Origin of the sequence: Cutibacterium nasicola (assembly GCF_051303185.1) — a bacterium.
Taxonomy (GTDB): Bacteria; Actinomycetota; Actinomycetes; order Propionibacteriales; family Propionibacteriaceae; genus Cutibacterium.
In genome coordinates, this window is sequence record NZ_JBPPGE010000003.1 from 292879 (window position 1) to 316497 (window position 23619).

A 23619-nucleotide genomic window follows, 5' to 3' on the forward strand; every position below is an offset into this window, starting at 1 on the left:
TGTCTACCGATGTCCGCCACCTCGATGACGAAAACTCCCAACTCGTCGCGCTCCCGAGACCAGGATTCACCAACCTACGCCCGAGCTGACACTTTTCGTCATGGAGTCTGGTCGTTGTTGGGGCTGGCATGAGGGGCATGTGGAGAAAGATTGTGCGGCAGGGGCTCGTCGCGACAATCCCGCAACGGGAAACTACCGGACCATCCACGAAGGCGAGGGCCCCAAACGCAGTGGTGCCCCGTGCTCGCAAGCACGGGGCACCAAGTGTCATCAGTCCATCAGGATCAACTCAGAATCACTCCTTGACGTCGTCGTCCATCCAGTCGAAGGTCTTGGTGACGGCCTTCTTCCAGTTGCGGAACAGACGCTCACGCTCGTCCTCGTCCATCTTGGGCTCCCAACGCTTGTCCTCGGCCCAGTTAGCGGTGACGTCCTTCTCGCCTTCCCAGAAGCCGACGGCGATGCCAGCGGCGTAGGCGGCACCCAGAGCGGTGGTCTCAGCAACCACCGGGCGAACCACCGGAACGTTGACCTGGTCGGCCTGGAACTGCATGAGGGTCTCGTTTGCAGTCATGCCACCGTCGACGCGCAGCTCCGTGAGCGGCACACCGGAGTCGGCGTTCATGGCCTCGAGGACCTCACGGGTCTGGTAGGCGGTTGACTCGAGTACGGCGCGGGCGACGTGTCCACGGTTGACGTAACGGGTCAGGCCGACGAGGGCGCCACGGGCGTCCGGACGCCAGTACGGGGCGAACAGGCCGGAGAAGGCCGGCACGAAGTAAGCGCCGCCGTTGTCCTCGACGGTGTTGGCGAGAGCCTCGATCTCCGGGGCGGTCTCGATCATCTTGACGTTGTCACGCAGCCACTGGACCAGGGATCCAGCAACGGCGATCGAGCCCTCAAGGGCGTAAACGGTGGCATGGTCGCCGATCTTGTAGCAGACGGTGGTCAGCAAGCCGTTCTCGGAGAAGATGGCCTCTTCGCCAGTGTTCATCAGCATGAAGCAGCCGGTGCCGTAGGTGTTCTTCGCCATGCCCTTCTCGAAGCAGGCCTGGCCGAAGGTGGCAGCCTGCTGGTCGCCGAGAATGCCAGCGATCGGGGTGTCGATCAGCAGGCCGTTCTTGCGGCCGTAGCCGTAGACCTCGGAGGAGGACTTGATCTCGGGGAGCATCGACTTCGGAATGCCCATGACCTCGCACATCGAGTCGTCCCACTCGAGGGTCTTGACATTCATGAGCATGGTGCGGGAAGCGTTGGTCGGATCGGTGACGTGCACGCCGCCGTCGGTGCCTCCGGTCAGGTTCCACAGCACCCAGGTGTCCATGTTGCCGAAGTACAGGTCGCCAGCCTCAGCCTTCTCACGAGCACCCTCGACGTTGTCGAGGATCCACTTGACCTTCGGGCCAGAGAAGTACGAGGCGAGACCCAGGCCACAGATGTGCTTGAAGCGGTCAGCACCCTCGTCGCCAGCCAGTTCGTCACAGATCTTCTGGGTACGGGTGTCCTGCCACACAATGGCGTTATAGATCGGGTCGCCGGTGTTCTTGTCCCACACCACGGCGGTCTCGCGCTGGTTGGTGATTCCAACGGCAGCCAGCTGGTGGCGGTTGATGTTGGCCTTGGTCAGCGCGAGTCCGACGACATCGCGAACAGCTTCCCAGATCTCGATCGGGTCGTGCTCAACCCATCCGGCACGCGGGAAGATCTGCTCGAATTCCTGCTGGCCGACGGCCACGATCTGGCCCGAGTGGTTGAAGACGATGGCCCGGGTCGAGGTGGTGCCCTCGTCGATGGCAAGTACAAACTTCTCGTCGCTCATGATGATGCCTTTCAGTGTCGACTATGACGTTGAATCAATGTGGACGGGCCGGGGCCCGGACTCACCAGAAGATGAGGTAGGTGACGGAGGCCAGGACAGCACCGATCATCGGGCCGACGACCGGGACCCAGGAGTAGCCCCAGTCCGACCCGCCCTTGCCCTTAATGGGGAGGACGGCGTGGGCGATACGTGGGGAGAGGTCACGAGCCGGGTTGATGGCGTAACCGGTGGGGCCACCAAGGGAGGCGCCGATCGAGACGATGAGCAGGGCCACGGCCAGCGGACCGATGGCCGTGCCGGAGAATACGCCGGTCTTCAGGTCGACCGAGGCAGCGGCGGTGTAGTTGGAGATGATGACCCACAGGACCAGGACCCAGGTGCCGATGATCTCAGTGATGGTGTTCCACAGCGGGTTGCGAATCTCAGGGGCGGTGGCAAAGGTACCGAGCTTGAGGGCCGGGTCGCAGTCCTCGTCGTAGTGCTGCTTGTAAGCCAGCCAGCAGAGGATGGCACCGACGAAGGCACCGGCGAACTGGCCGAGGATGTAGAGGATGATGTTGGCGGGGGTGGCCGGGATACCGACCGCCAGGTCCTTGCCGGCCAGGGCCAGGCCCACGGTCACGGCAGGGTTGAGGTGACCACCGGTCTTGTAGGCGGCGTAAACACCGAACATCACGCCGAAGCCCCATCCCCAGTTGATCTGGAGGGAACCGGGGGCATTGGCGTGACCCTTACACTTGGGAAGGAGGTTGTTGGCGACGACGCCACAACCCAGCACAATGAGGATCATGGTGCCCAAGAACTCAGATCCGAAGATCGTCGCGGCGGGCACCGCGGTTTCGAGAAGCATGAGGACTCCTTCGTCGTGGTGTCATCCATTGACACCGATTTACTCGCCGGTGGCGGTCAATCCCGTAGGATTCAGCAAACGGGGACCGTCGTCCCGACCCTGTGGGGGCTGGACGTGGCTCAGTCAAACATCAACGGCGCCGAAGAATCGCGATTCTGCACTTATGTGCATGGCAAGGGGGGAGGCATGAACAAATTGTCCAATGATGTGTGGACAGCAGCGTCCATGTATTACATGCAGGGTGAGACAATGGATGCCATCGCCAGCCATCTCGGCACATCCCGCTCGACCGTGTCTCGCCTTCTCAAACAGGCACGTCAATCCGGGGTCGTGCGTATCACCTTGTCAGAGCCGGCTGGATTACGCAGTGGCCTGGATTCCACCCTGACGAGGATGTTCGGGGTCAACACCACTGTCGTACCAGTGAAATCAGGAACCACCGAGATTCACCGTCTTGACCAGGTCGCCAGGATCGCTGGGCAGATGGTCACGGACATGGTCGAGGACAATTCCGCGGTCGGAGTCGCTTGGGGGACAACCCTCGACGCCGTCACCCATTACGTCGTCCCCAAGGACGTCAAAGGGGTGCGCGTCGTCCAGATGAATGGGTCGGCCAACCCAGCAAGTTCGGGGATCCCTTACGTTGGATCCATTCTTTCCAGAATGGCTTCCGCATTCGGCGGCGAAGTCATTCACTTCCCAGTGCCAGCATTCTTCGACAATGCATCAACGAAAGCTGCGATGTGGCAAGAGCGATCAGTTCAGGCTGTACTCAAGGCACACCGTGAGCTCGACTTCACCGTTTTCGGCGTTGGAGCCCTCAACAGCCCGGTCCCCTCTCACGTCTATTCCTCGGGTTATGTGACCGATGAGGAAAAGGCAAGTTTGGTGCGTGCTGGAGTTGTTGGTGACGTCAACACCGTCTTCCTCAAGGCCGACGGCGCCTATGACGTCGAGTTCAACAAGAGAGCGACCGGACTGGCCCCCTTCCAGTTGCAACGCGTACCGCGGCGGCTCTGTGTCGTCGCTGGCCGCGCCAAAGCTGTCGGACTGTTGGCAGCGCTGCGCGCCAGGGTGGCGACGGACCTCGTCGTCGACGATGCAACTGCTCGTGCGGTCCTCGATCTGATGTGACTCGCCAGTCCCGTGCCCGTCACAAGAGTCCCGCAGCTACTGCAGCTGCGGGACTCTTTCCTGCCATGTGACACGTGGTGTCAGGACTTCGCCGTCCCCAAGGTAACGTTTGCGGTGGCCTGATGCGACCCGCGGATGTAGCTGATCTTGACTTTCTGGCCAGGCTTGAACGACCTCACGAGTCCGACCAGTGACTCCCCGGAGGCGATATCGGTGTCGTCAATCTTCGTGATGACGTCACTGCGCTGCAGACCGCTCTTGCCAGCGGGCGAATTCGGCGAGACCGCGGCGATCCCGGCCCCGAGGATTTGGACGCCATCCTTGCTTGCAGCAGCGTCACGCACCGACATTCCGAGGAAGGCGTGAGTTGCCTTTCCGGTGGCAATGATCTGATCAGCAATAGATTTGACAAGATTCGACGGGATGGCAAAGCCGATTCCGATATTTCCCGACGACTCAGATCGGCTTGACGAGAGGCTGGCAATCGACGAATTAATCCCGATGAGTTCACCGTCGGAATTGACAAGAGCACCACCTGAGTTTCCCGGATTGATGGCTGCACTGGTCTGTATGGCATTCGTGACGACCACACCCGACGACGAATCCCGCGAGCTCAGTAAATCCCCTGAATTACTGCGATTCGTGGTGGCGACCGGGCGATTGAGGGCGCTGATGATTCCGGTCGTCACCGAACCTGACAGGCCGAGCGGATTGCCGACGGCCATCACCGGGGACCCGACGGTCAACTTGCTGGAATCAGCAAAGCTGATCGGCTTCATGGACTTCGGCGGGTTCGTCACTCGGATGACGGCAAGGTCCGTCGATGGATCCGTACCGACAACCTTGGCCTCATAGGTCTTGTTACCCATGGAAACCGTCAGCTCGCCGCCCGAAGCGGCGTCGGCAACGACGTGATTGTTGGTGACGATGTTGCCACTCGTATCGACGACGACTCCCGATCCCTCGCCTCCACCATGACCCGTTCTCACGGTAATGGCGACCACCGAATTCGACACGGCGGAGGCGGTGGCGGTCCAGTCCGGGGCGGAGGACGAACCCTGAACCACCTTGGTGACGCTGCTGGGTGACGCCGAGCTCGACGTCACAGCTGAAGCGTCGTTCCTTGTCAGGGAGTGATCGACAAAACCCCCGGAAACGCCACCAACAGCTGCCGCCACTACGGCGACCAGGACAACGGTCCCGCCACGAAAGCCCTTACGGCCCGATCGCGACGAGCCCTTCGATGGGTCGGGAGTTTTGTCACTCGCACTCGAGGCCGGCTGCTCAGACACCTCCCACGCAGGGCGTTGGGTAGTTGACGGATTCCCCTGGGTCGCCCAGGAATCGTTACTGCGCGACCAATATGAATCCTGCGCCGAGCTCTGGTGATTGTCGTCAGGGCAAGCGGGGTAACCCCCCTCCCCGCCATGCTGGGAGGGATTGGGTTCACGCGGCTCACGGGGACCATTCGTCGACTCACTCATGGCTCCAAGTGTTCACGACCGCTCCAAGTGGTCGATGCCCTGTCCAGCAGCGTTTTGCCGTCAGCGGAGAAAGTTCAAGGCCACAGTCCCACCCTCCAACAAATCGGATCCGACCGTGGTCAGGCGCCACGTAGATCGCGTCAGTCCCCAGTCAGGGAGCCCGCCGTCCACACCTCTGATGACTGACGGATCGGCCCGGGTGCCGACAAAGCTGCGCGACACTGGGTTGACGATCTGACCGGCAGCAATCCCGGAGTCGCATGAGAGGTCAGTTTCGACCGGTTACTGGCTCACAACCCGCCACGATCAGACAGAACCCCCGCACAAGCGCTGCGAAACGCCGCTTCGCCATCATTTCCTCACCCCTTGAGGCCGGAACTGGCAACGCCTTCGATGATGTACCGCTGCAAGACTACGTAAATGATGAGGACCGGAACGGCTGCCATCGTCGCACCAGCCATGATGACCGGGTAGTCAATTGTGTAACTTCCTTGCAGGCGGGTCAGACCGACTGGAAGCGTGAGACTCGTGTCGCTGAACAACACATAAATTGGCCAGACGAAGTCATTCCAGTTACCCAGGAAAGACAGCACAAGCAGAGTCGCCAAGGCTCCCTTGACGTTGGGAAGCACGATCGTGAAGAAGGTCCTGAACGGTCCAGCTCCGTCGATCCTCGCGCTCTCCTCGAACTCCTTCGGCAGCGCCACGAAGAATTGTCTGAGGAAGAACACTCCGAAGGCTCCTGCGGTTCCCGGGAAGATGATCGCGGGAAGCGAGTCCAACCACTGAAGCCTTGACATCAACTCGAAGTTCGGCATGAGGAAGATGAACCCTGGCACGAACATCGTCGACAGGACGATTACGAACAGGACGTTCTTCCCGGGCAACCGCAGCCGGGCAAAGGCGTAGGCAGCCATCGCGGCAAACAAGCAGGTCAGTACCGAATTGGCCGTCGCAGCCGCACATGAGTTCAGTACCCATCAAAGAACCGGACTCGCATCATCTACGAACAACAACTGCCGGTAGGCACGCAACGTCCAGGTGCGCGGAAAGAATGTGGCCGGAACTTGCTTTGCCTCGATGTTCGTCTTGAACGAGGTGAGGATCATGACCACGAGAGGCCCGAGGAAGATGACGGCAAGAATGACCATCATCACCCAGAACAGCGGATTTCTCCATGTTTTCCTCATGACGGTTCGCCCTTCCTGGACCGGGCAGCATGACGGAACCGGCGTCGGTCCTTCGCCTCTTTGTGATCGCGTGTGGCGTAGTACTGTGTGATTGAGATCACCACGAGGATGGCTGCAAGGATGTAGCTCTCAGCGGCGGCCTGACCGGCACGGTTCTGGCTGAACCCCAGGTCGGTGATGACCATGATCGCGGTCCGTGTCGACTCAGCCGGGCCACCCTGGGTGATGGTGTAAGACTGGCCGAACATGTTGGCACTGGCCAACACCGTTGTGACAAGGACGAAGATCAACACGGGACGCAGCCCTGGCATGGTCACGTACTTGAACTGCTGCCACCGTCCAGCACCGTCGATGGCCGCAGCTTCATACTGTTCCTGAGGGATATTGGCCAGGCCGGCCATGTAGATCACTGCGTTGAACCCGATCGTCCACCAGACCGTGACACCGACCAGACCAATCCAGGCCCAGGGTTGGGAGGTGGTCCACTGGATGTTTGTGTGGAAGATGGCGTTCACCAGACCGAAGTTGCCGTCCAGCAGGTATCTCCACATGACACCGATGACAGCGACGCCGAGCACGTAGGGAGCGAAAAACACTGCCCGGAAGAACGTCCGCCCCGGGAACTTCATGTTCAGCAGGATTGCGAGCCCCAACGGAAGGCTTACAAGGAAAGGCACACTCGCCACCGTGAAGATACCGGTGTTCGCCATGCCTCGCCAGAACTGCTCGTACTGCACCGATTGTGGGTCAAACAGGTCCGCATAGTTCTGCAACCCCACCCAAGGACGCGCCGGGAGGGTGAAGTCCCAGTCATGCAAACTGATCCAGATGCCGTACACTGCAGGAACGGCGACGAAGACCGTGAACACGACGAGGTAGGGAGCGAGGAAGACTAACGCAACACCCGCAGAGCCCTCGACGCTCTTACGTTTCCTCCTTGTAGTTCCTTCCCTTGAGACCGACATCACTGATACTTCTTTCGGTTCTCCTCGAGAATCTTGTCGGCTCTGCTGGCGGATTCCTTCAACGTCGACTCAATTGCCTTGCCACCAAGCATGATTTCGTTGACAGCGCGATAGAACTCACCGATGACATCACTGATGCCAGGGACGGTTGGGGGAAACACCACATCGTTGATCTGCTTGGCCAAGGTTGACTGGCCAGTCAGCTTGGCGAAACCATCACTTTCGCGGACCGAGTTACGTGCCGGGATCTGGCCGCCCTTGGCCCACTCCAGCGACTGCTGGGAAACCCAGTTGACGAACACCTTGGCAGCATCCGCACGGTTTGAGTTCCCATTGCGCTGTGTCGGGATCGTAAACTGGTGAGAGTTGGCCCAGGCGGCCTCACGCGCACCGATCTGTGGCAACGGGGCGACCCCCCACTCCAGAGCCTTGTTCTCAGCCAAGGTGTTAAGCGACCAGATGCCATTCCAGTTGAAAGCGGTCTTCCCGTTCTGAAGGGCGACGAAGTCCGCATCCTGGGCAACCTTGGCTGGGGAATACCCCTTCTTGACCAAATCCATCCACCACGTCATGGCCTTGATACCCGGCTCTTCGTGCCACGTCGCATGGGAGGCATCCTCCGAGAAGAGTCCTCCACCGAACTGGGACACCAAGCTGAAGACGCTCATTCCTCCGGTGAACTGGAACGGCGATGCCCAGTGCCCAGCAACCCCTTTGGACTTGAGTGTCTCCAACGCAGACATGTAATCGTCCTGGGTCTGCGGCGGCTTGTTGGGATCCAGCCCAGCCTTGTCCATGACGGTCTTGTTGAAGAACAGGCCCATGGGATGGACGTCGAGCGGAATCGAGTACCGCACATCGCGATAGATTCCAGCTGCCCACGGCACCTTCGCAAAGTCGGAGCCTTTCAGATCAAGTGCCTTGGCCACGTCGTCGAGAGGTTGGATGGACTTTCGGGCCGCCATGGTCGCCACCGAGTCAAGGTGGATGACAGCCACGTCAGGGGCCTTGCCCGCTGTGACAGCGGTCGGAAGTTTCTTGTAAAGGTCGGCCCACTGCATGGACTGCATGGTGACCTTGATGTTGTCGTGGCTGGAGTTGAATCTGTTGACGAGTTCCTTCATGAAGGTGCCGTCACCACCAGTGAAGCCATTCCAGAAGGTGAGCTCAACCTTGGGACCGTCGTAGGTCTTTCCGCCATTGCCCGATACCTGGTCGCTCGTCGTGCCACCGGCAGACTTACCGCCACCGCAACCAGTCAGGCCGACTACCGCACCGGCCACCACCGCGCCAGAGAGGAAACCCCGTCGTGTCAGATTTTCAATCATGCTGTGTTCTTCCTTTCCTGTTGGTCAGATCGACATCGATCCACCCATTCCGAAAATCAGTTGTCCTCATTGGACGAGGTCTTCAGCCGCAGGCAATTCCAGCTCGCCGGATTGGCATCGAAAGTGAGAATTCCTGACGTGATGTCGCAGGTAGCGTTGCGCGGTTCAACGCGGTTTGGTCGGTCTGCAGTGTTGACAGCTGCAATGTCCTCATCGTCGAGAGCGAGGCACTCGACAACCTTGCAGTCGCCGAAGGCCCGCAGATCGATCCGCACCCGAGCTCTCTCGTGAAGGTCACGGTTTACGAGGAAGACCACGAGATCATGGTTCTCGGCATCCCACGTCGCCACGGTCCACACCTGATCGGCCCCTCCCCACCGTTGTGTGGAGATTGCCGGTCCCTCGCAGCGAGTATCAAGAACCACCCCGCGAGCGTGTCGTGACATCAACGCGAATGGGTGGAAGATCGTCTGCCGCCAGGCGCGACCACCCTCTTCAGTACGAATCGGAGCGATGACATTGACAAGCTGCGCCTGACATGCGACACCAATCCTGTCCGTATGACGTAGCAGGGTAATGAGGAGGGAGCCCACGACCATCGCGTCCAAGACCGAGTAAGTGTCCTCGATGAGGTGTGGCGCATGCTCCATGCCGATAGAATTCTCCCCACCAAACCGGCTCTGATACCAGACATTCCACTCGTCGAAGGAGATCTTGAGTCGACGGTCGCTGTGATGCATGGCCGCGACGTGGTCGAGGGTGGCGACGACATCACGGATGTACCTCTCCATGTCCTCTGCGCAGCAGGCGAAGGAGGCGACATCATCATCCATGGGCTCGTAGTAGGCGTGGGCTGACACCATGTCGAGGTTGTCGAACGCTGCATCGACGGCGACGCGCTCCCAGCGTCCGAACGTCGGCATAGACCGCGATGACGAACCGCACGCAATGAGGGACAGCTTGTCGTCGAAGCGGTGGAAGGCATTGGCCACCTCGGTCACCGTCCGGGCATATTCGTCGGGCGTCTTGTGGCCCATCTGCCAAGGTCCGTCCATCTCGTTTCCCAGACACCAGGTCTCGACGTTCCACGGATCTTCCCACCCATGGCTCCTACGCAACTGGGGAAGACGGGTGTCGGTATCTCCGTTCACGTACTGGAGGAATTCCATGGCCTCGTTGAGCCCACGTGTCCCAAGATTGACTGCGAGCATCGGCTCAATACCCATGCGTCGACACCATGCGAGAAACTCATTGGCCCCAACAGTGTTGGGTTCAACCGACCGCCACGCAAAATCAAGGTTCCTCGGTCGCTCCTCGAGCGGTCCGACGCCATCCTCCCAACGGTAGTTCGAGACGAAATTTCCGCCGGGATAGCGCAGAACTGTAATTCCTAGTTCCTTGACGAGTGCTGCCACGTCACGCCGAAATCCGCGGGAATCAGCATCGGCATGATTCGGTTCAAAGATGCCGGTGTAGACACAGCGACCCATGTGCTCGACGAAACTGCCGAAGATCCTCCGGTTTACTTCTCCCACCTGATAGGCGGGATGGACGTGGACAGTCGTTGTCCTCATGGATGTCTCCTCTATGCGACGACGTCGGTGCCGTCTCCGTAGCTCCTGTACAACGTTGTAATCCATTCTTACAACGATGTAACGGAACATGCAAGGTACACGCCTGCACTGCCAGTCCGGTGGCATTGCTCGAATCATCATGAGGATCTAAAATCATGACTATGACAGCGCGTCTCGTGGATGTCGCCGAAGCTGCAGGAGTGTCCGTCAAGACTGTTTCCAACGTTGTACACGAGAGCCCCCACGTCCGCCCCGGCACTCGGGCTCGGGTCGAGCAGGCCATCAAGGAACTCGGCTACCAACCCAATCGTGCAGCGCGCCAATTGAAAGCCGGACGAACTGGATTCATCGCTCTGGCCCTCCCAGAAATTGAGACCCCCTACTTCGCAGAGCTCGCCTCTCGTATTTCAGAGCGGGCCAAGGAGGAGGGCCTCGTCGCTCTGATGGAACTGACTGGCGCGGATCCCGTCATGGAAAGTCGAGTACTCACTCGGTTCGGCCGGGGTGTCGTTGATGGAGTTGTCTTCTCACCCCTGTCCCTGACCTCGGAGGAGATTTCCGACCATCCCACCAGTGTCCCCATGGTGTTACTCGGTGAGCGGGCAACTCCGCCCGATCATGACCATGTCGCAGTGAGATCTGTCGACGCTGCACGCCGGATGACCGCGCATCTCATTGAAGTTGGACGCCAACGAATCGCCGCCATAGGTCATGTCCCAAATCAGGGCACTGCATCGACGCGGCTCACCGGATATCGTCAGGCGCTCGAAACAGCAGCCCTTCCCTTCGACGACGACCTCGTCGTGGGCGTACCCACGTACTCGCGATCAGCTGGGTTTGATGCCATGAACCGCCTACTCGGCCTCCCGGAGAAGCCTGACGCCGTCTTCTGCTTCAACGACACAATGGCTATCGGTGCGGTTCGCGCCTGCCACGAAGCGGGGGTGCGAGTCCCCCAAGACATTGCAATCGCGGGATTCGACAACACTGAAGAGGGCGCCTACTCAACCCCGACCCTGACCACCATCGCTCCTGACCTGAACGCGCTCGCTGACAAGACCCTGACGATCCTCACCCGACGTATCGGTCAATCCACCAGTGACGCGCACCAGCCCGGAACCGACGTCCCTGTACCCTGGCACCTCATCATTCGTGAGAGCACCGGAGGGCCTACCGTACGCCCCTCAGCCCCTCCGGGAATGCCCTGAATCCTTTGTGCGCTGGATAGGTTGATCCTTGAACCAGCCAACCGACCAGGAGACGCCATGACCACTCAGCCCTTTGTGTCCAACACCATCCTCGGCAACATCTCGCTGTCCGATTCCTCGCAGACCGACACCGTCCAGCCCTCCACCGAGAAGGTCGACACCGACACCCAAGGCGACGACCCCCGTGAGGTCATCATCGTCGGTTCCGGCCCGGCCGGGTACACCGCGGCCGTCTACACCGCGCGCGCGGGGCTGAAGCCCCTTGTCCTCGAAGGGTCCATGGATGCCGGTGGCGCCCTCATGCAAACCACCGAGGTCGAGAACTACCCGGGCTTCTCCGAGGGCATCATGGGCCCCGACCTCATGGCTCGGATGCGAGCCCAGGCCGAGCGATTCGGGGCCGAGCTCGTCGCTGACGACGTCACCGAGGTCGACCTCACCGGTGAGATCAAGAAGGTCATCGACACCAACGGAACGACTCACCAGGCTCGCGTCGTCATCCTCGCCACAGGATCGGCCTACCGCAAGCTCGGGCTCGAGGACGAGGCCCGTCTGTCAGGTCGAGGCGTGTCCTGGTGCGCCACCTGTGACGGGTTCTTCTTCACCGGCAAGGACATCGCTGTCGTCGGCGGAGGCGACTCCGCTGTCGAGGAGGCCACCTTCCTCACCCGCTTCGCCAACTCTGTGACCCTCGTTCACCGTCGTGACGCGCTGCGCGCCTCCCAGATTATGGCCGACCGTGCCAAGGCCGACCCCAAAATCACCTTCGCCTGGAACAGCGAGATCGTCTCCATGCAGGGCGAGTCCAAGCTGGAGTCGGTGACCCTGCGTGACACCAAGACCGGTGAGAAGCGTCAGCTCGAGGTGGCGGGAGTCTTCGAGGCGATCGGACACGACCCGCGCTCCGAGTTGGTCCGCGGCCAGGTCGACCTCGACGACGCCGGGTACGTCGTGTGCGCCGAGCCGTCCACCCGCACCAATCTGCCGGGGGTTTTCGCCTGCGGTGACCTGGTCGACTCCCATTACCAGCAGGCCATCACTGCGGCCGGGTCCGGATGTCGTGCGGCCCTCGATGCGGAGAGGTTCCTCGCCGAGCTGGGACGCTGAGTCTCTCGACTGTTGTCGCCGCATCACTTCGTGAAGGTACGAGGCGATGCGGCGAACTACTGCTCCGGGGTGAATGCCGGCGCGTGCCCGGGTGTCGAAAAATAACGCCTCAGCACGGGCATGAAGCACTCCTGTGAACCGGACCCCGGCGCGATGACAGTTTTCGTCATCTCATCCTTGGGCAGACTCACGCCGCTCATCGCCAGGCGGCCAACCCCAACCTTGATGTGAAGACCTTTGGCTCCCCGGAGATGGGGTCGGTGAATCCCATCTGCCAGGCCTGCAACTGCAGCGGATGGCTGAAGTCGTCGACAGGGGTGTCCAGAAGTACCGGGTAAAAGGGGTCATTGACGATGGGAGCGCCCAGCCTCTGCATGTGGAGACGAATCTGGTGGGTGCGACCTGTCCTCGGTCTGGCCTCGTAGAGACCCAGCCCATCATGCTGGTCCAGCAAAGTGACGTCAGTCACGGCATTCGGCTCCCCCGGGATCTCACGAGCTTGCAGGATGCCCCGCTCCTTGATGATTCTCGACCTCACCTGCCAGCGGTGTTTCGTCACCACGACCACGTCCCCAGCACGGTGGCGCACCACGGGGGCAACCAACCGGTACTTTTTGAACACCTCCCGGCGCTCGAACATCTCCTGGTAGGGCCGACGCCACTGCCTCTCCCTGGTCAGCAGCAGGACTCCAGCAGTGACCCGGTCGAGGCGATGAGCCACGGTCAGTTCTGGCAACCCCAGCTGGGTCCGCAGCCGGACAACCACCGACTCGAGAACGTGCTGACCTCGCGGAATTGACGACAGGAAGTGCGGTTTGTCGACGACCAGAATCCGATCGTCGGCGTACAGGATCCCGATACCCGCCGGGACAGGGGCCTCCTCGGGAAGATCGCGGTGGAAGAAAACAAATGTCTGCGGAGCGAACGGGGAGCTCCTCGTGAACGCACCTCCGGATTCGTCGACGAACCTCTCGCCGTCGAGCATCTCGTCAACCCGCTGCTCGCCCACTTTGACGAGTTTTTCAACCAGATAGTCACGCATCGTTGGCCAGGGCCAGCCGTCGCTCCCTCGTGCGCTCGCCAACCTGCGGCACTCCCCGTGATCGGGAGTGTGGACCCATGCCGATTCCAGGCCGTGACGTTGTGGAAGAGGCGATCGGGGCACCGTGTCAGCCTACGGGTCGCCGACGCGGCCCACCACTCCTCCAGTTCCGGTTCACAAGAACCCCGTCTCGCGGGCTCACAGCTCAAGGCAGTGCTTCAACCGCGCGCGAGGCGGGATTTGGGTTCTCCAACGTGCTCGAGCCACCCCAGATGTCGACCACGGAGGTAACCATGCCCTACAATACCTAGTACCACTAGGGTTTTGTGGAGGTCGGCCCCGCACCTCCCCGGCAAAGGAGCGAACCCATGACGACAACCTCGACCGAAGCTGCTCAGCCTCAACAGGAGCAGTACGCGAGTACCGGCCGTCTTGGTGCAATCATGTTCATCGGACAGTTGGGCTGGGCCGCCGTCGGCGCAGCCTGCGGAACATTGCTGGCGGCGCTGGCAGCCGAGGTGAAGCCTGAGAACAAGGTCGACTTCCTCGCCCTGCTCACCACCACGGGAGCCATCGCAGCTGTCATCTGCATGATCACGGCGGGCACCCTGTCAGACTGCACGAGGTCAAGGTTCGGCCCGCGCAATCCCTGGATCATCGGCGGCGCAATCGTCGCAACCCTGGCCTTCGCGGCCATCGGCCTGACCAGGAGTCCCGCCCTTCTCGTCATCGCGCACATGATCTACCAGGGCGGACTCAACTGCATGCTCGGCGCCTTCAACGCCATTCCGCCGGACTACGTGCCGGACTCCGTCCTCGGCAAGGTGTCCGCCTTTGGCGGCGCGGGCTATCTTCTGGCCCAGATCATTGGCGCGGTCATCGCTGGAGCGCTGGTCACCCGACCATCCCACGGATTCCTCGTCGCGGCATGGATGCTGTTGATCTCGAGCGTCATCGTCGTCATCCTTCTGCCACCCCACCCGCTGCGCAATCAATCCCCACGGCCACCGGTCACCTGGCGTCAGTTCGCGTCCCAGATGAAGCCGCCCACGGACGGACAATTCTGGTGGATTCTGGTTGGTCGGTTCCTTTTCGTCATCTCCCTGTTCATGGTGATGCAGTTCCAGCTCTACATCGCCACTGACGAGATGGGAATGACGCGGGCAGCCGCTGGAAAACTCATTGCCATGAACTCGGCAGTGCTCGCAGTCACTGCAGTCGTCCTCGACGTCATCACCGGGCCTTGGTCCGACAAGATCAAGCGTCGCAAGCCCTTCACGATGATCGCCCCGCTCGTCGCAGGTGCAGGTGTCATCCCCCTCCTCCTCGTCAACGAGCCCTGGACTCTCACCGTTTTCGCAGCCATGGGCGGCGCCGCTTTCGGTACGTACATGGCCGTCGATGGAGCACTCATGGTGGAGGTTCTGCCCAACCGCGACGACTCGGCTCGTGACCTGGGCTTCCTCAACGCCGCCAACTCCCTGCCGATCGTCTTCGCCCCCGGTATTGGCGCGACCCTGGTGAAGACGACGGGCTACCCCGGACTCTTCATCGCAACGATCATCCTGGTCATCCTCGGATCGTTGTGCATCACACGAGTGACAAGGGTGAAGTAAATGAAACTCGATCCACGACTGGCAGAGATCCTGGAGCGTCAGCCCCAGAAGGAACAGACGCTCGCCGAGCAGCGGGCGCAGCAAAATGACTTCGCAGCAAGTCTGCGGGGAAAACTGACACCCGAGATCCCTGACTCCCTCGAGCTCGAGGATCGCATGGTGCCAGGCCGCGATCATCCCATCCCGGTCCTGATCCAGCGGCCGGAGAGCCTCCCTGATCCCACGCCAGTCCTGGTGTGGGCCCATGGCGGGGCCTTCGTTCACGGCTCCCCGCGCACCGTGCTCTCCCGCACGGCCAGTATTGCCCAGCGCGTCGGCATGTGCGTCGTCAGTGTCGACTACCGATTGCTGCCCGAGCACAACTACCCCGAGAATCTGCACGACGTCGTTGATGTCGTGCGGTGGGTTGCCGAAGACGCCGAGGCCGAGGGGTTCGACGCGTCCAGAATTGTCGTGGGTGGTGACTCAGGCGGCGGAAATCTAGCGGCCGCGACAGGAATCACCTGCCGCGACGAGGGCGGCCCAAAGACTCTCGGGCAGATCCTCGAGATGCCAGTTCTCGACCTTTCAGACACTTCTGAGGCGATGGCGGAGGCCAAGCGCGACGCCCCCGATCTCGCGGCCGCGCTGCACCACAGTCACGTTCGTTACCTGTCCCATGGGGCAAGCCTTGACGACCCGTGCAGCAACCCGATCTGCCTGGAGGATGCCACTGGCCTTCCGCCGACGTTTTTGCTCAACTGCGAGGTGGACCCACTACGCGACGACTCCTTCGCGTGGCAGCGCAAGCTGGAAGCGGCCGGTGTACCCGTGCAGCTGACGACTGTCCCGGGGATGGCACACGCCACCCAGAGCTTCACCCTCGCCTTCCCCCAGGCGAAGGAAGCTGAAGACACCATGGTCGCCTGGCTGCGCGATCTCATCTCCTGATGACATACGACGGCCGGGCCCGGGATTTTTCGTCACCGGGCCTGACCGTCGTCATGTCCAAGACAGAGGCCTGAAGACCCCTACGAGAAAAGCCTCAGCCGAGCGGTTCGCCGGCGACGCTGAAGGTCACCGGGGTCTGAGCCTCGACCGTGCGCGAGACGGTGCAGTTCTTGTCGCGCGACATGGCAACGACGCGGTTGACCAGCCCGGCAGCCTCGCGCCCCTCGTCGGTGTCGGGGAAGGTGAGCTGGAAGTCGACCGAGACGTCCCCCAGGGATGCTCGGCCCTCCTCGTCGCTCACCTTGGTGCCCATGACGGACACAGTGAACTGGGTCGGCCCGCCGCGACGGCTCGTCACGGTGTCGACGTCGATGGACGAGCATCCACCGATGGCTGCCAGCAGCAACTCAACGGGGGTGAACTCGGCATCCTGACCGGAGCCGAAACGGATCTGACCGCCACGCGCGTTGGTGGCGGTGTAGTGGCCCTCGCTACGACGGACCAGGGAAACCTTCTTGGTGGCGGACGGCATGATTCCTCCTCAGCGCACGAACTCTTCGATGACCTTGACGAGCGCCTTCTTCGTCTTACCGCCCTGCAGCGACTTGACGAGCTGGCCGCTCTGCCAGACCTGAATCGTGGGCAGGGACATGATTCCCTGCTCGGCCGCAATCCGGGTATTGGCGTTGGTGTCGACCTTGGCGAAAACCATCCGGTCGCCATAGACCCCAGCCAGCTCCTCGATGATCGGGGAGAGCTGTTTGCAGGGGGCGCACCAGTCAGCCCAGTAGTCGACGAGGACGGGCTTGGCAGCCCCGAGAACCTCGGAGGCGAAGGTCGCGTCGGTGACCTCGATGACGTTGTTCATGACAGCCTTTCTAGTTCGACCAGATGAGTCTAGGTCGTGGTGGCTCGAAGGGCACCTCCGGTTCACAACCACCGAGCGGTTACCCGGCCCATCCAGGCAAAACCACTGGAAGCACCCAGCAATCCAGTCCCGGTGCACAAAAACACCGACCCGCGGGGTCGTGAAACACCAGAGTGCTCAAGACCCTCTCGAGTCGGCAGTTTTTGCACCCGCTGCGGTGGGTGCCGACGGCAGATACCAGTGACGGTGGGTGCTCATGGCCGTGGGAAGGTGTGCAGAGCCTCACGGCTCTCGGGCACCGTCACGCCCGCACTGGGTTCCCACCCCCTACCGAGGCGGGCCAGTGATCACCTTTCCCCACCGAAGAACTTCTCCCAAGGCAGGTCAAGCGGCGCATCATGGGCGATGATCTCGTACAGCGCCCGCACCAGCGGGAAATCGGTCTCGGCAATGATCCCGCGCTCGGTCATCCTTCCGATCGCCTCGCCGACGACGCCGATGGCGGCAACCCCCTCGAGGGTGATGCCCTTCATCTTGACGTTGCGGACCTCCGAGAACGGCACCCCAGCCCCGACATAGGTCCCGGCGCGCACATTGCGCCCGCCCATCGTCGTCACGAACATGTCGCCAACCCCACCCAGACCGGTGGCCACCTCGGGATCACCGCCCATGAAGGAAACCATCTGTTTGAGTTCGCGGGCGCCCTCACCGAACAGGGCCGCCGTGTAGTCGTACATGACGTACTTTGCGTCAGTCTGGCCGGCCTTCTCGAGCATGCCAGCCGCAAATCCCCCCCCAAAGGCGAAAATGTTCTTCATGCAGGCGCCGACCTCGTGTCCGATGAAATCGGTGGACGTCCAGACGTGGTAGTAATTGGTGCGATATGCCGCAGCAAGTCTGTCCAGCACCTCCTGTTCCTCGCCGCAGAACACCACACAGGTGTCGCGGTGCACAGCCAGCTCACCGGCAATCGATGGTCCAACGATCGCTGCCCAGTGAACCTCGTTGGCAAGGTCGCCCATGTGCTTCTTCAACACGTCTGGGAGGATGTGAAGGGTACCGTCCTCATCAGCCTGCATACCCTTGGTGACGCACAGGATGGTCTGGCCCGGCTTCGCCAGCTTGGCCAGCTGCTCACCGGCCCAGTCCACGCCGAATGAGTTGACGCCGCTCATGATGATGTCGGCTCCCTCGATGGCTTCGGCTGCGTCAGCAAAGTGGTAGGCCTTGACGCGTTCGTCGACCTTGAGCTCGAGAACAGGATGCTGCCGGGTGGCCTGGATGGAATCAATGATCTCGTCATCGAGGTGGGTGCCGATGAGACGGACTTCATTGCCGTTCTCGACAGCGGGGAAGGTCAGTGCGGTGGCCATGACGCCCGCACCGAGCACTGCAATCTTGAGCATCTTCGTACCTCCGAAGGTGGGTTATGACCCAGCGACGGGCCCGACACCATGCACGCTAACCGCCACTCACACGCGAGTACCGCATTCGTCAGCAATCTGCACTTGCGTGCAGAAATGACGATCCGGGCCTTCCGACCACACCAAGGATCACTGCAGAGCCTGCTCCGCGGCCTCGGCATCGACAACGAGGTCCGTACACAGTCCTCCCCGCAAAACCGTCCCCACGGCCTCAACCTTTTCGGCTCCCGATGCGACAGCCAGGACTCGTCGCGGACGCGAGTTGTCGTGGTCGTCGTCAGTCACCCTGACGCAGTCCACATCCACTGAAATCGTGCGCGAATCCAGTTCCTCATCAACGACCTCGCCGTGGACGTCGACGTAGTGGCTCATGATGTCTGCGCTGGCCCCCTTGCGACGCAGCTCCTCAATACCGTCCTTCGTGACGTGGCCGGCCGTCACCAGGATCGAATCGGTACTGACAGCTCCGGGCGAATAGACGACGAGATCAGCCTTGTGGGCAGCCTCCAGCGGGCGTGAGACCGACGCGTCCTTGCGGAGCATCTCTCCCAGATCTGTCGATTCGACGATCGTCGGGGCCTGCAAGGCGAGAGATCTGCCCGGACCGAGCTCGGCCATCCGCACGACGGAGCGTCCCACCAGGTCGTTCCTCGTGACCGCAACACCGCCGTTGGTCTGGGCGACGACGACATCGGGATCCCAACCGGACCCCAGGTGCTGAGCGAGATGAGCCGTCGTCCGACCCCAACTCACCGCGACCACCCGCGGCTGGGGTCGCCACTCGGACAGCCGCTGAGCTGCCATCCGAGTGACGAGGTCCAGGGTCAGTTCATCACTGGCCTGGACGGGCACGACGACGGCTGAGTGCAACCCGTAGGTTTCCACCAACTCGGTTTCGAGTCGGTGATGCCGGGCCAGTGGGTGGTCGATGGTGATCTTGACCATCCCGGTGCGGCGAGCTTCCTCCAGGATCCTGCCAACCGTCCAACGGCTCATGGAGAGCCGTTGGGCGATCGCGGCATGGGTCATCTGCTCGAAGTAGTACATCTCCGCGACGTGGAGCATCTCCTCGTCCTGACCCGCCCGGCGTCGGTTCGACATCGTCATGCCTCAGTCCGCGTCACAGCACGGACTTGGCGACCTCTGCGACGTGGTCGGCGGTGAAGCCGAACTTCTCGAACAGCAGGGTTCCGGCAGCAGAAGCACCGAAGTGCTCCAGCGAGACCGACGCACCCTTGCAGCCGACATACTTCGACCATCCCATGGCGATACCGGCCTCGACGCTGACACGAGCCGTCACCGAGCTGGGCAGGACCGACTCGCGGTACTCCTCGTCCTGCTCGTCGAACCACTCCTGGCACGGCATCGAGACGACGCGGGTCGGGACCCCGTCAGCCTCCAGCTTCTTCTGCGCTTCGAGGGCCACTGACAGCTCGGATCCGGTCCCGATGAGGATGAGCCTGGGATCGGCGCTGGCCTCGGACACCACGTAGGCGCCCTTGGCAACACCCTCGGCACAGCCATACTCGCTGCGGTCGATCGTCGGCAGGTCCTGGCGCGACAGCACCAGTCCGGCAGGGCGGTCGATGTGCTCCAGGATAGTGCGCCACGCCACCGCAGTCTCGTTGGCATCGGCCGGACGGACGATGTCAAGGCCGGGGATGGCACGGTATGAGGCCAGGTGCTCGATCGGCTGATGGGTGGGGCCATCCTCGCCGACACCGATGGAGTCGTGGGTCCACACGAAGATCGACGGGACCTTCATGAGAGCCGCAAGACGGGCCGAGGGACGCATGTAGTCGGAGAACACGAAGAAGGTTCCGCCGTAACAGCGGGTCAGACCCGACAGGGTGATGCCGTTGAGGATGCCGCCCATGGCGTGTTCGCGCACTCCGAAGTGGATGGTGCGACCGTAAGGGCCACCCGGATTCTCCTCGGAGCAGCGGTCCTCGGGCAGGAAGGAGTCGGCCCCCTTGATGGTGGTGTTGTTGGAACCGGCAAGATCTGCCGATCCACCCCACAGCTCGGGGATCTGAGGGCCGAGGGCGCTCAGGACCGCTCCGGATGCCTTACGGGTGCTCATCTTGCCGGGCTCGAAGGTCGGGATCTCGAGATCCTCGGGCAGCTTGTGGGCACGCATCCGTTCGAGAAGGGCGGCTCCCTCAGGGTTCGCGTCGTGCCAGGCGGCGAACTTCTTGTCCCAGGCCTCGCGCAGGCCCTTGCCGCGCTCGGCGAAGGCGGAACGCACCTTCTGGACCATCTCGACGTCGACGGCGAAGGGCTTGTCCTCGAAACCGAGCTTCTCCTTGAGGGCGCTGATGCCCTCGGTGCCGATCTTCGCGCCATGCACCTGGGCCAGACCGGCAAGCACCGGGATCGGCCAACCGATGACGGTGGTCAGACGGATGAAGGACGGCTTGTCAGTGACGGCCTTGGCGTTGTCGATGGCCGCCATGAGGGCCTCGACATTCTCCTCGTAGGTGGTGCCACCGTTGGTGAAGTCGACGTGCTGAACATGCCAGCCGTAAGCCTCGTACCGAGCCTCGACGTCCTCGGAGAAGGCGATGGTGGTGTCGCCCTCGATGGTGATCCGGTTGTCGTCGTAGAACAGGATGAGGTTGCCCAGTTCCTGGGTTCCGGCCAAGGACGACGCCTCGGACGCGACGCCCTCCTGCATGCAGCCGTCACCGGCAATGGCGTACACGTAGTGGTCGAAGGGGCTGGTTCCGGCAGCGGCGTCCGGGTCGAGAAGGCCACGCTCACGACGAGCTGCCATCGCCATGCCGACGGCGTTGGCAACGCCGGCACCGAGCGGGCCGGTGGTGGTCTCGACGAATTTCGTCACGCCATACTCCGGGTGGCCGGGAGTCAGGGATCCCCAGGTACGCAGAGACTCCAGATCGGACAGCTCGAGGCCCAGACCGGCCAGGTAGAGCTGGGTGTACTGGGTCAGCGAGGAGTGTCCTGCGGACATGATGAAGCGATCGCGACCGAGCCAGTTCGGGTCGGACGGGTCGATGGCCATGATCTTGTGGTAGAGCAGGTAGCTCAGCGGGGCCAGGGAGATGGCGGTGCCGGGGTGTCCGTTACCGGTCTTCTCGACGGCGTCGGCCGCAAGCACTCGTGCGGTGTCGACAGCCAGCTTGTCGGTGTCGGTCCACGTCAGTTCGGTAGCCACGATGTTCCTCTCGTATCGGCTTGTTGGCCTGATCTGTGTGATGTGTTGTCGCTCGTCACGGCGATGAGGGGTGGGGGTTCAGGTCCTCATGAGAATCCTATTCACAACCTCATTGTCATGCACTTGTGCGGATACTGATGTCACAACTGTGCAGCGATGCCGTCACTCGTCACCCATCGTGACTTCCCGGTCCCGCACATGGGCTTTGCGTCGGATCTCCTTGAGCCGGTGCATGACCTGATTTCCGCCACGACCGAAGTAGTCGTGAAGGTGGGCGTATTCGGCGTACAAGGCGTCGTATTGAGCAGCTCTGTCCTCATTGATCTGGTAGACACCATCCTCTTTCGCTCCCATGGCAGCAGAGGCCGTTTTGACATCTGGATAGAGACCGGCTGCGACTGCCGCAAAGACTGCAGATCCGTGCGAACCCGGTTGCTGCGCGGTCCCGACGCTCAGAGGCACCCTACAAATGTCACAGAACAGCTGCATGAGGAAAGCGTTCTTGGTCAGTCCACCAGCGACGACGAGCTCATTGATGTCAACACCCGAATTGCGGAACGACTCAATGATGGTGCGGGCACCAAACGCTGTTGATTCCAGCAGGGCCCGGTACTGATCCTCCGGGGTTGTCGCGAGGGTTTGACCAAGGATCATTCCAGACAGATTGGCATCTGCCAGGACTGATCGGTTGCCGTTGTGCCAGTCCAGTGCAATGAGTCCGTGGGCTCCAACCTCCTGGCCCGCGCACTTCTCGGTCAACAAGTCGTGGATGCCCATACCGCGACGCCTGGCCTCGTCATAGTAGGATCCTGGGACACAGTTGTTGACGAACCAGGCGAAGATGTCCCCGACAGCCGTCTGACCAGCTTCGAAACCCCATGAGCCGTCGACTATGCCTCCGTCGACGACGCCGAACATCCCTGGGACTTCCTTCAACTGCGGCCCCGGGACGACGTAACAGGCAGAAGTTCCCATGATGGCCGTCATCTGGCCATCCTCAACTGCCTGAACAGCTGCTGCTGTGACGTGGGCATCGATATTCCCGGTCGCGACGGCGATTCCTGCCGACATGCCAAGACGCTCCGCAAATTCAGGTGTCAATCCACCGACCCGCGCCCCCAACGGCAGCACGGGTGCATTCATCTTCTCGACGAAGACATCAGCGAATTCAGGGTTCAGGTTGGCCAGGTATTCCTGGGACGGGTACTGGCCGTCTTGATACATACGCTTGTATCCCGAATCCCCCGCCGAGAAGGCGAGGACTCCGGTCAGTCTCCACGTCAACCAGTCCAATGCATTGCAGAAGACATCGGTGGCGTGGTAAACGTCCGGCGCCCACTCCAAGGTCTCAAGAACCTTGGGCATGAGCATCTCGGAGGAGAGTATCCCTCCGTAGCGGGCGAGCCACGGCTCCCGGCGCACTTGTGCGAGCTTCACGATGCGATCCGCCTGGTCCTGCGCGCCATGATGCTTCCACAGCTTCACCCATGCGTGAGGCTCATTACGGAATTCAGACAGCTGGCACATCGGTGTGCCATCCGCCTTCGCGGCCACGACCGTCGCCGAGGTGACATCCAGACCAATCCCAACCACGTGCGCGGGATCGATCCTGGCATCCTCGATGCTCTTGCGAACTATGACCTCGAGTGTCTCCATGTAGTCAGCAGGGTCCTGAAGCGCAAAATCAGGCGGCAATTGTTGTCCGTCCGCCGCACTGAGTACCCGATCCATAACGCCATGTGGGTATTCGTGGACGGCAGTGCCCATTTCGGTGCCGTCGCTCACCCTGACGACGACTGCCCGGCCCGACAGCGTGCCAAAGTCCAGTCCCACCACGAACTTGTCGGTCATGATCCTCTCCTCGATGCAGTCGTGGGGTGGGCCGGGGCGAGTAAGCCGACC

The 23619-nt window shown here is 61.6% G+C and carries 20 protein-coding genes; 5 read left to right on the forward strand and 15 right to left on the reverse strand.

Going from position 1 to position 23619, the window contains the following annotated elements; all coding sequences use genetic code 11:
- Window positions 1-295: 295 nt before the first annotated feature.
- Together glpK and ACSJJT_RS07050 are read right to left on the reverse strand one after the other, a co-directional pair.
- Window positions 296-1819: a glycerol kinase GlpK gene (glpK, locus tag ACSJJT_RS07045; protein ID WP_435917602.1), complete on the reverse strand. Its 1524-nt coding sequence runs from the start codon at window positions 1817-1819 to the stop codon at window positions 296-298.
- Window positions 1820-1880: 61 nt separating this feature from the next.
- A complete protein-coding gene (locus ACSJJT_RS07050; protein ID WP_435917603.1) occupies window positions 1881-2669 on the reverse strand; it encodes an MIP/aquaporin family protein in 789 nt (262 codons plus the stop codon).
- 186 nt (window positions 2670-2855) lie between these two features.
- Here ACSJJT_RS07050 and ACSJJT_RS07055 point away from each other — a divergent pair, with 186 nt between their 5' ends.
- The gene (locus ACSJJT_RS07055) at window positions 2856-3803 is read left to right on the forward strand and encodes a sugar-binding transcriptional regulator (protein WP_435917604.1); all 948 of its coding nucleotides are present in this window, start codon (window positions 2856-2858) and stop codon (window positions 3801-3803) included.
- Between the two features lie 80 nt (window positions 3804-3883).
- Here ACSJJT_RS07055 and ACSJJT_RS07060 read toward each other — a convergent pair whose 3' ends face one another.
- The 6 genes from ACSJJT_RS07060 to arfA form a co-directional block, all read right to left on the reverse strand.
- Window positions 3884-5287 (reverse strand): S1C family serine protease, encoded by a 1404-nt coding sequence (locus tag ACSJJT_RS07060; protein ID WP_435917605.1) that lies wholly within the window; start codon window positions 5285-5287, stop codon window positions 3884-3886.
- 359 nt (window positions 5288-5646) lie between these two features.
- Window positions 5647-6204: a carbohydrate ABC transporter permease gene (locus tag ACSJJT_RS07065; protein WP_435917606.1), complete on the reverse strand. Its 558-nt coding sequence runs from the start codon at window positions 6202-6204 to the stop codon at window positions 5647-5649.
- A 63-nt stretch (window positions 6205-6267) separates the two neighbouring features.
- On the reverse strand, window positions 6268-6477 hold the full coding sequence (locus tag ACSJJT_RS07070) for an ABC transporter permease family protein (protein ID WP_435917608.1): 210 nt from the start codon (window positions 6475-6477) through the stop codon (window positions 6268-6270).
- Window positions 6474-7442 carry a carbohydrate ABC transporter permease gene (locus ACSJJT_RS07075; protein ID WP_435917609.1) on the reverse strand — a complete coding sequence of 323 codons (969 nt, stop codon included), beginning with the start codon at window positions 7440-7442 and terminating at the stop codon, window positions 6474-6476. The genes ACSJJT_RS07070 and ACSJJT_RS07075 overlap by 4 nt, the downstream gene beginning before the upstream one ends.
- The gene (locus ACSJJT_RS07080) at window positions 7442-8770 is read right to left on the reverse strand and encodes an ABC transporter substrate-binding protein (RefSeq protein ID WP_435917610.1); all 1329 of its coding nucleotides are present in this window, start codon (window positions 8768-8770) and stop codon (window positions 7442-7444) included. Before ACSJJT_RS07080 ends, ACSJJT_RS07075 begins: the two co-directional genes overlap by 1 nt.
- Before the next feature lie 56 nt (window positions 8771-8826).
- On the reverse strand, window positions 8827-10344 hold the full coding sequence (gene arfA, locus ACSJJT_RS07085) for an arabinosylfuranosidase ArfA (RefSeq protein ID WP_435917611.1): 1518 nt from the start codon (window positions 10342-10344) through the stop codon (window positions 8827-8829).
- A 161-nt stretch (window positions 10345-10505) separates the two neighbouring features.
- Between arfA and ACSJJT_RS07090 the strand changes: the two genes are divergently transcribed.
- The gene (locus tag ACSJJT_RS07090; protein ID WP_435917612.1) at window positions 10506-11552 is read left to right on the forward strand and encodes a LacI family DNA-binding transcriptional regulator; all 1047 of its coding nucleotides are present in this window, start codon (window positions 10506-10508) and stop codon (window positions 11550-11552) included.
- A gap of 57 nt (window positions 11553-11609) precedes the next feature.
- On the forward strand, window positions 11610-12659 hold the full coding sequence (gene trxB, locus ACSJJT_RS07095) for a thioredoxin-disulfide reductase (protein WP_435917613.1): 1050 nt from the start codon (window positions 11610-11612) through the stop codon (window positions 12657-12659).
- Window positions 12660-12855: 196 nt separating this feature from the next.
- On the opposite strand, the gene ACSJJT_RS07100 is transcribed toward trxB, so the two are convergent.
- Complete coding sequence (locus ACSJJT_RS07100; RefSeq protein WP_435917708.1) at window positions 12856-13701, reverse strand: pseudouridine synthase; 846 nt, start codon at window positions 13699-13701, stop codon at window positions 12856-12858.
- A gap of 443 nt (window positions 13702-14144) precedes the next feature.
- On the opposite strand from ACSJJT_RS07100, the gene ACSJJT_RS07105 reads away from it, so the two are divergent.
- A complete protein-coding gene (locus tag ACSJJT_RS07105) occupies window positions 14145-15317 on the forward strand; it encodes an MFS transporter (RefSeq protein ID WP_435917709.1) in 1173 nt (390 codons plus the stop codon).
- Window positions 15318-16247 carry an alpha/beta hydrolase gene (locus ACSJJT_RS07110; RefSeq protein ID WP_435917614.1) on the forward strand — a complete coding sequence of 310 codons (930 nt, stop codon included), beginning with the start codon at window positions 15318-15320 and terminating at the stop codon, window positions 16245-16247.
- A gap of 94 nt (window positions 16248-16341) precedes the next feature.
- Here the strand turns inward: ACSJJT_RS07110 and ACSJJT_RS07115 are convergent, their stop codons facing one another.
- From ACSJJT_RS07115 to ACSJJT_RS07140, 6 genes are all read right to left on the reverse strand, one after another.
- Window positions 16342-16779, reverse strand: a complete 438-nt coding sequence (locus tag ACSJJT_RS07115) for an OsmC family protein (protein WP_435917615.1) — start codon at window positions 16777-16779, stop codon at window positions 16342-16344.
- 9 nt (window positions 16780-16788) lie between these two features.
- Window positions 16789-17115 carry a thioredoxin gene (trxA, locus tag ACSJJT_RS07120; RefSeq protein ID WP_004809990.1) on the reverse strand — a complete coding sequence of 109 codons (327 nt, stop codon included), beginning with the start codon at window positions 17113-17115 and terminating at the stop codon, window positions 16789-16791.
- A 347-nt stretch (window positions 17116-17462) separates the two neighbouring features.
- Window positions 17463-18521: an NAD(P)H-dependent glycerol-3-phosphate dehydrogenase gene (locus tag ACSJJT_RS07125; RefSeq protein WP_435917616.1), complete on the reverse strand. Its 1059-nt coding sequence runs from the start codon at window positions 18519-18521 to the stop codon at window positions 17463-17465.
- A 147-nt stretch (window positions 18522-18668) separates the two neighbouring features.
- The gene (locus ACSJJT_RS07130; RefSeq protein ID WP_435917710.1) at window positions 18669-19640 is read right to left on the reverse strand and encodes a sugar-binding transcriptional regulator; all 972 of its coding nucleotides are present in this window, start codon (window positions 19638-19640) and stop codon (window positions 18669-18671) included.
- A 19-nt stretch (window positions 19641-19659) separates the two neighbouring features.
- Window positions 19660-21717, reverse strand: coding sequence for a transketolase (gene tkt / locus ACSJJT_RS07135; protein WP_435917617.1), 2058 nt, complete (start codon window positions 21715-21717; stop codon window positions 19660-19662).
- Window positions 21718-21879: 162 nt separating this feature from the next.
- A complete protein-coding gene (locus tag ACSJJT_RS07140; protein WP_435917618.1) occupies window positions 21880-23568 on the reverse strand; it encodes a ribulokinase in 1689 nt (562 codons plus the stop codon).
- Between the last annotated feature and the right edge of the window lie 51 nt (window positions 23569-23619).

Bases quoted from the DNA above. Each gene is read 5' to 3' on its own strand.
- ACSJJT_RS07110 (WP_435917614.1), top strand. From the start codon at position 15,318: ATGAAACTCGATCCACGACTGGCAGAGATCCTGGAGCGTCAGCCCCAG.
- ACSJJT_RS07075 (WP_435917609.1), bottom strand. From the start codon at position 7,442: ATGTCGGTCTCAAGGGAAGGAACTACAAGGAGGAAACGTAAGAGCGTC.
- ACSJJT_RS07080 (WP_435917610.1), bottom strand. From the start codon at position 8,770: ATGATTGAAAATCTGACACGACGGGGTTTCCTCTCTGGCGCGGTGGTG.
- ACSJJT_RS07125 (WP_435917616.1), bottom strand. From the start codon at position 18,521: ATGCTCAAGATTGCAGTGCTCGGTGCGGGCGTCATGGCCACCGCACTG.
- ACSJJT_RS07100 (WP_435917708.1), bottom strand. From the start codon at position 13,701: ATGCGTGACTATCTGGTTGAAAAACTCGTCAAAGTGGGCGAGCAGCGG.
- trxA (WP_004809990.1), bottom strand. From the start codon at position 17,115: ATGAACAACGTCATCGAGGTCACCGACGCGACCTTCGCCTCCGAGGTT.
- ACSJJT_RS07115 (WP_435917615.1), bottom strand. From the start codon at position 16,779: ATGCCGTCCGCCACCAAGAAGGTTTCCCTGGTCCGTCGTAGCGAGGGC.
- ACSJJT_RS07055 (WP_435917604.1), top strand. From the start codon at position 2,856: ATGAACAAATTGTCCAATGATGTGTGGACAGCAGCGTCCATGTATTAC.
- ACSJJT_RS07070 (WP_435917608.1), bottom strand. From the start codon at position 6,477: ATGAGGAAAACATGGAGAAATCCGCTGTTCTGGGTGATGATGGTCATT.
- ACSJJT_RS07105 (WP_435917709.1), top strand. From the start codon at position 14,145: ATGTTCATCGGACAGTTGGGCTGGGCCGCCGTCGGCGCAGCCTGCGGA.
- ACSJJT_RS07050 (WP_435917603.1), bottom strand. From the start codon at position 2,669: ATGCTTCTCGAAACCGCGGTGCCCGCCGCGACGATCTTCGGATCTGAG.
- glpK (WP_435917602.1), bottom strand. From the start codon at position 1,819: ATGAGCGACGAGAAGTTTGTACTTGCCATCGACGAGGGCACCACCTCG.
- trxB (WP_435917613.1), top strand. From the start codon at position 11,610: ATGACCACTCAGCCCTTTGTGTCCAACACCATCCTCGGCAACATCTCG.
- arfA (WP_435917611.1), bottom strand. From the start codon at position 10,344: ATGAGGACAACGACTGTCCACGTCCATCCCGCCTATCAGGTGGGAGAA.
- ACSJJT_RS07065 (WP_435917606.1), bottom strand. From the start codon at position 6,204: ATGGCTGCCTACGCCTTTGCCCGGCTGCGGTTGCCCGGGAAGAACGTC.
- ACSJJT_RS07060 (WP_435917605.1), bottom strand. From the start codon at position 5,287: ATGAGTGAGTCGACGAATGGTCCCCGTGAGCCGCGTGAACCCAATCCC.
- ACSJJT_RS07090 (WP_435917612.1), top strand. From the start codon at position 10,506: ATGACAGCGCGTCTCGTGGATGTCGCCGAAGCTGCAGGAGTGTCCGTC.
- ACSJJT_RS07140 (WP_435917618.1), bottom strand. From the start codon at position 23,568: ATGACCGACAAGTTCGTGGTGGGACTGGACTTTGGCACGCTGTCGGGC.
- ACSJJT_RS07130 (WP_435917710.1), bottom strand. From the start codon at position 19,640: ATGTCGAACCGACGCCGGGCGGGTCAGGACGAGGAGATGCTCCACGTC.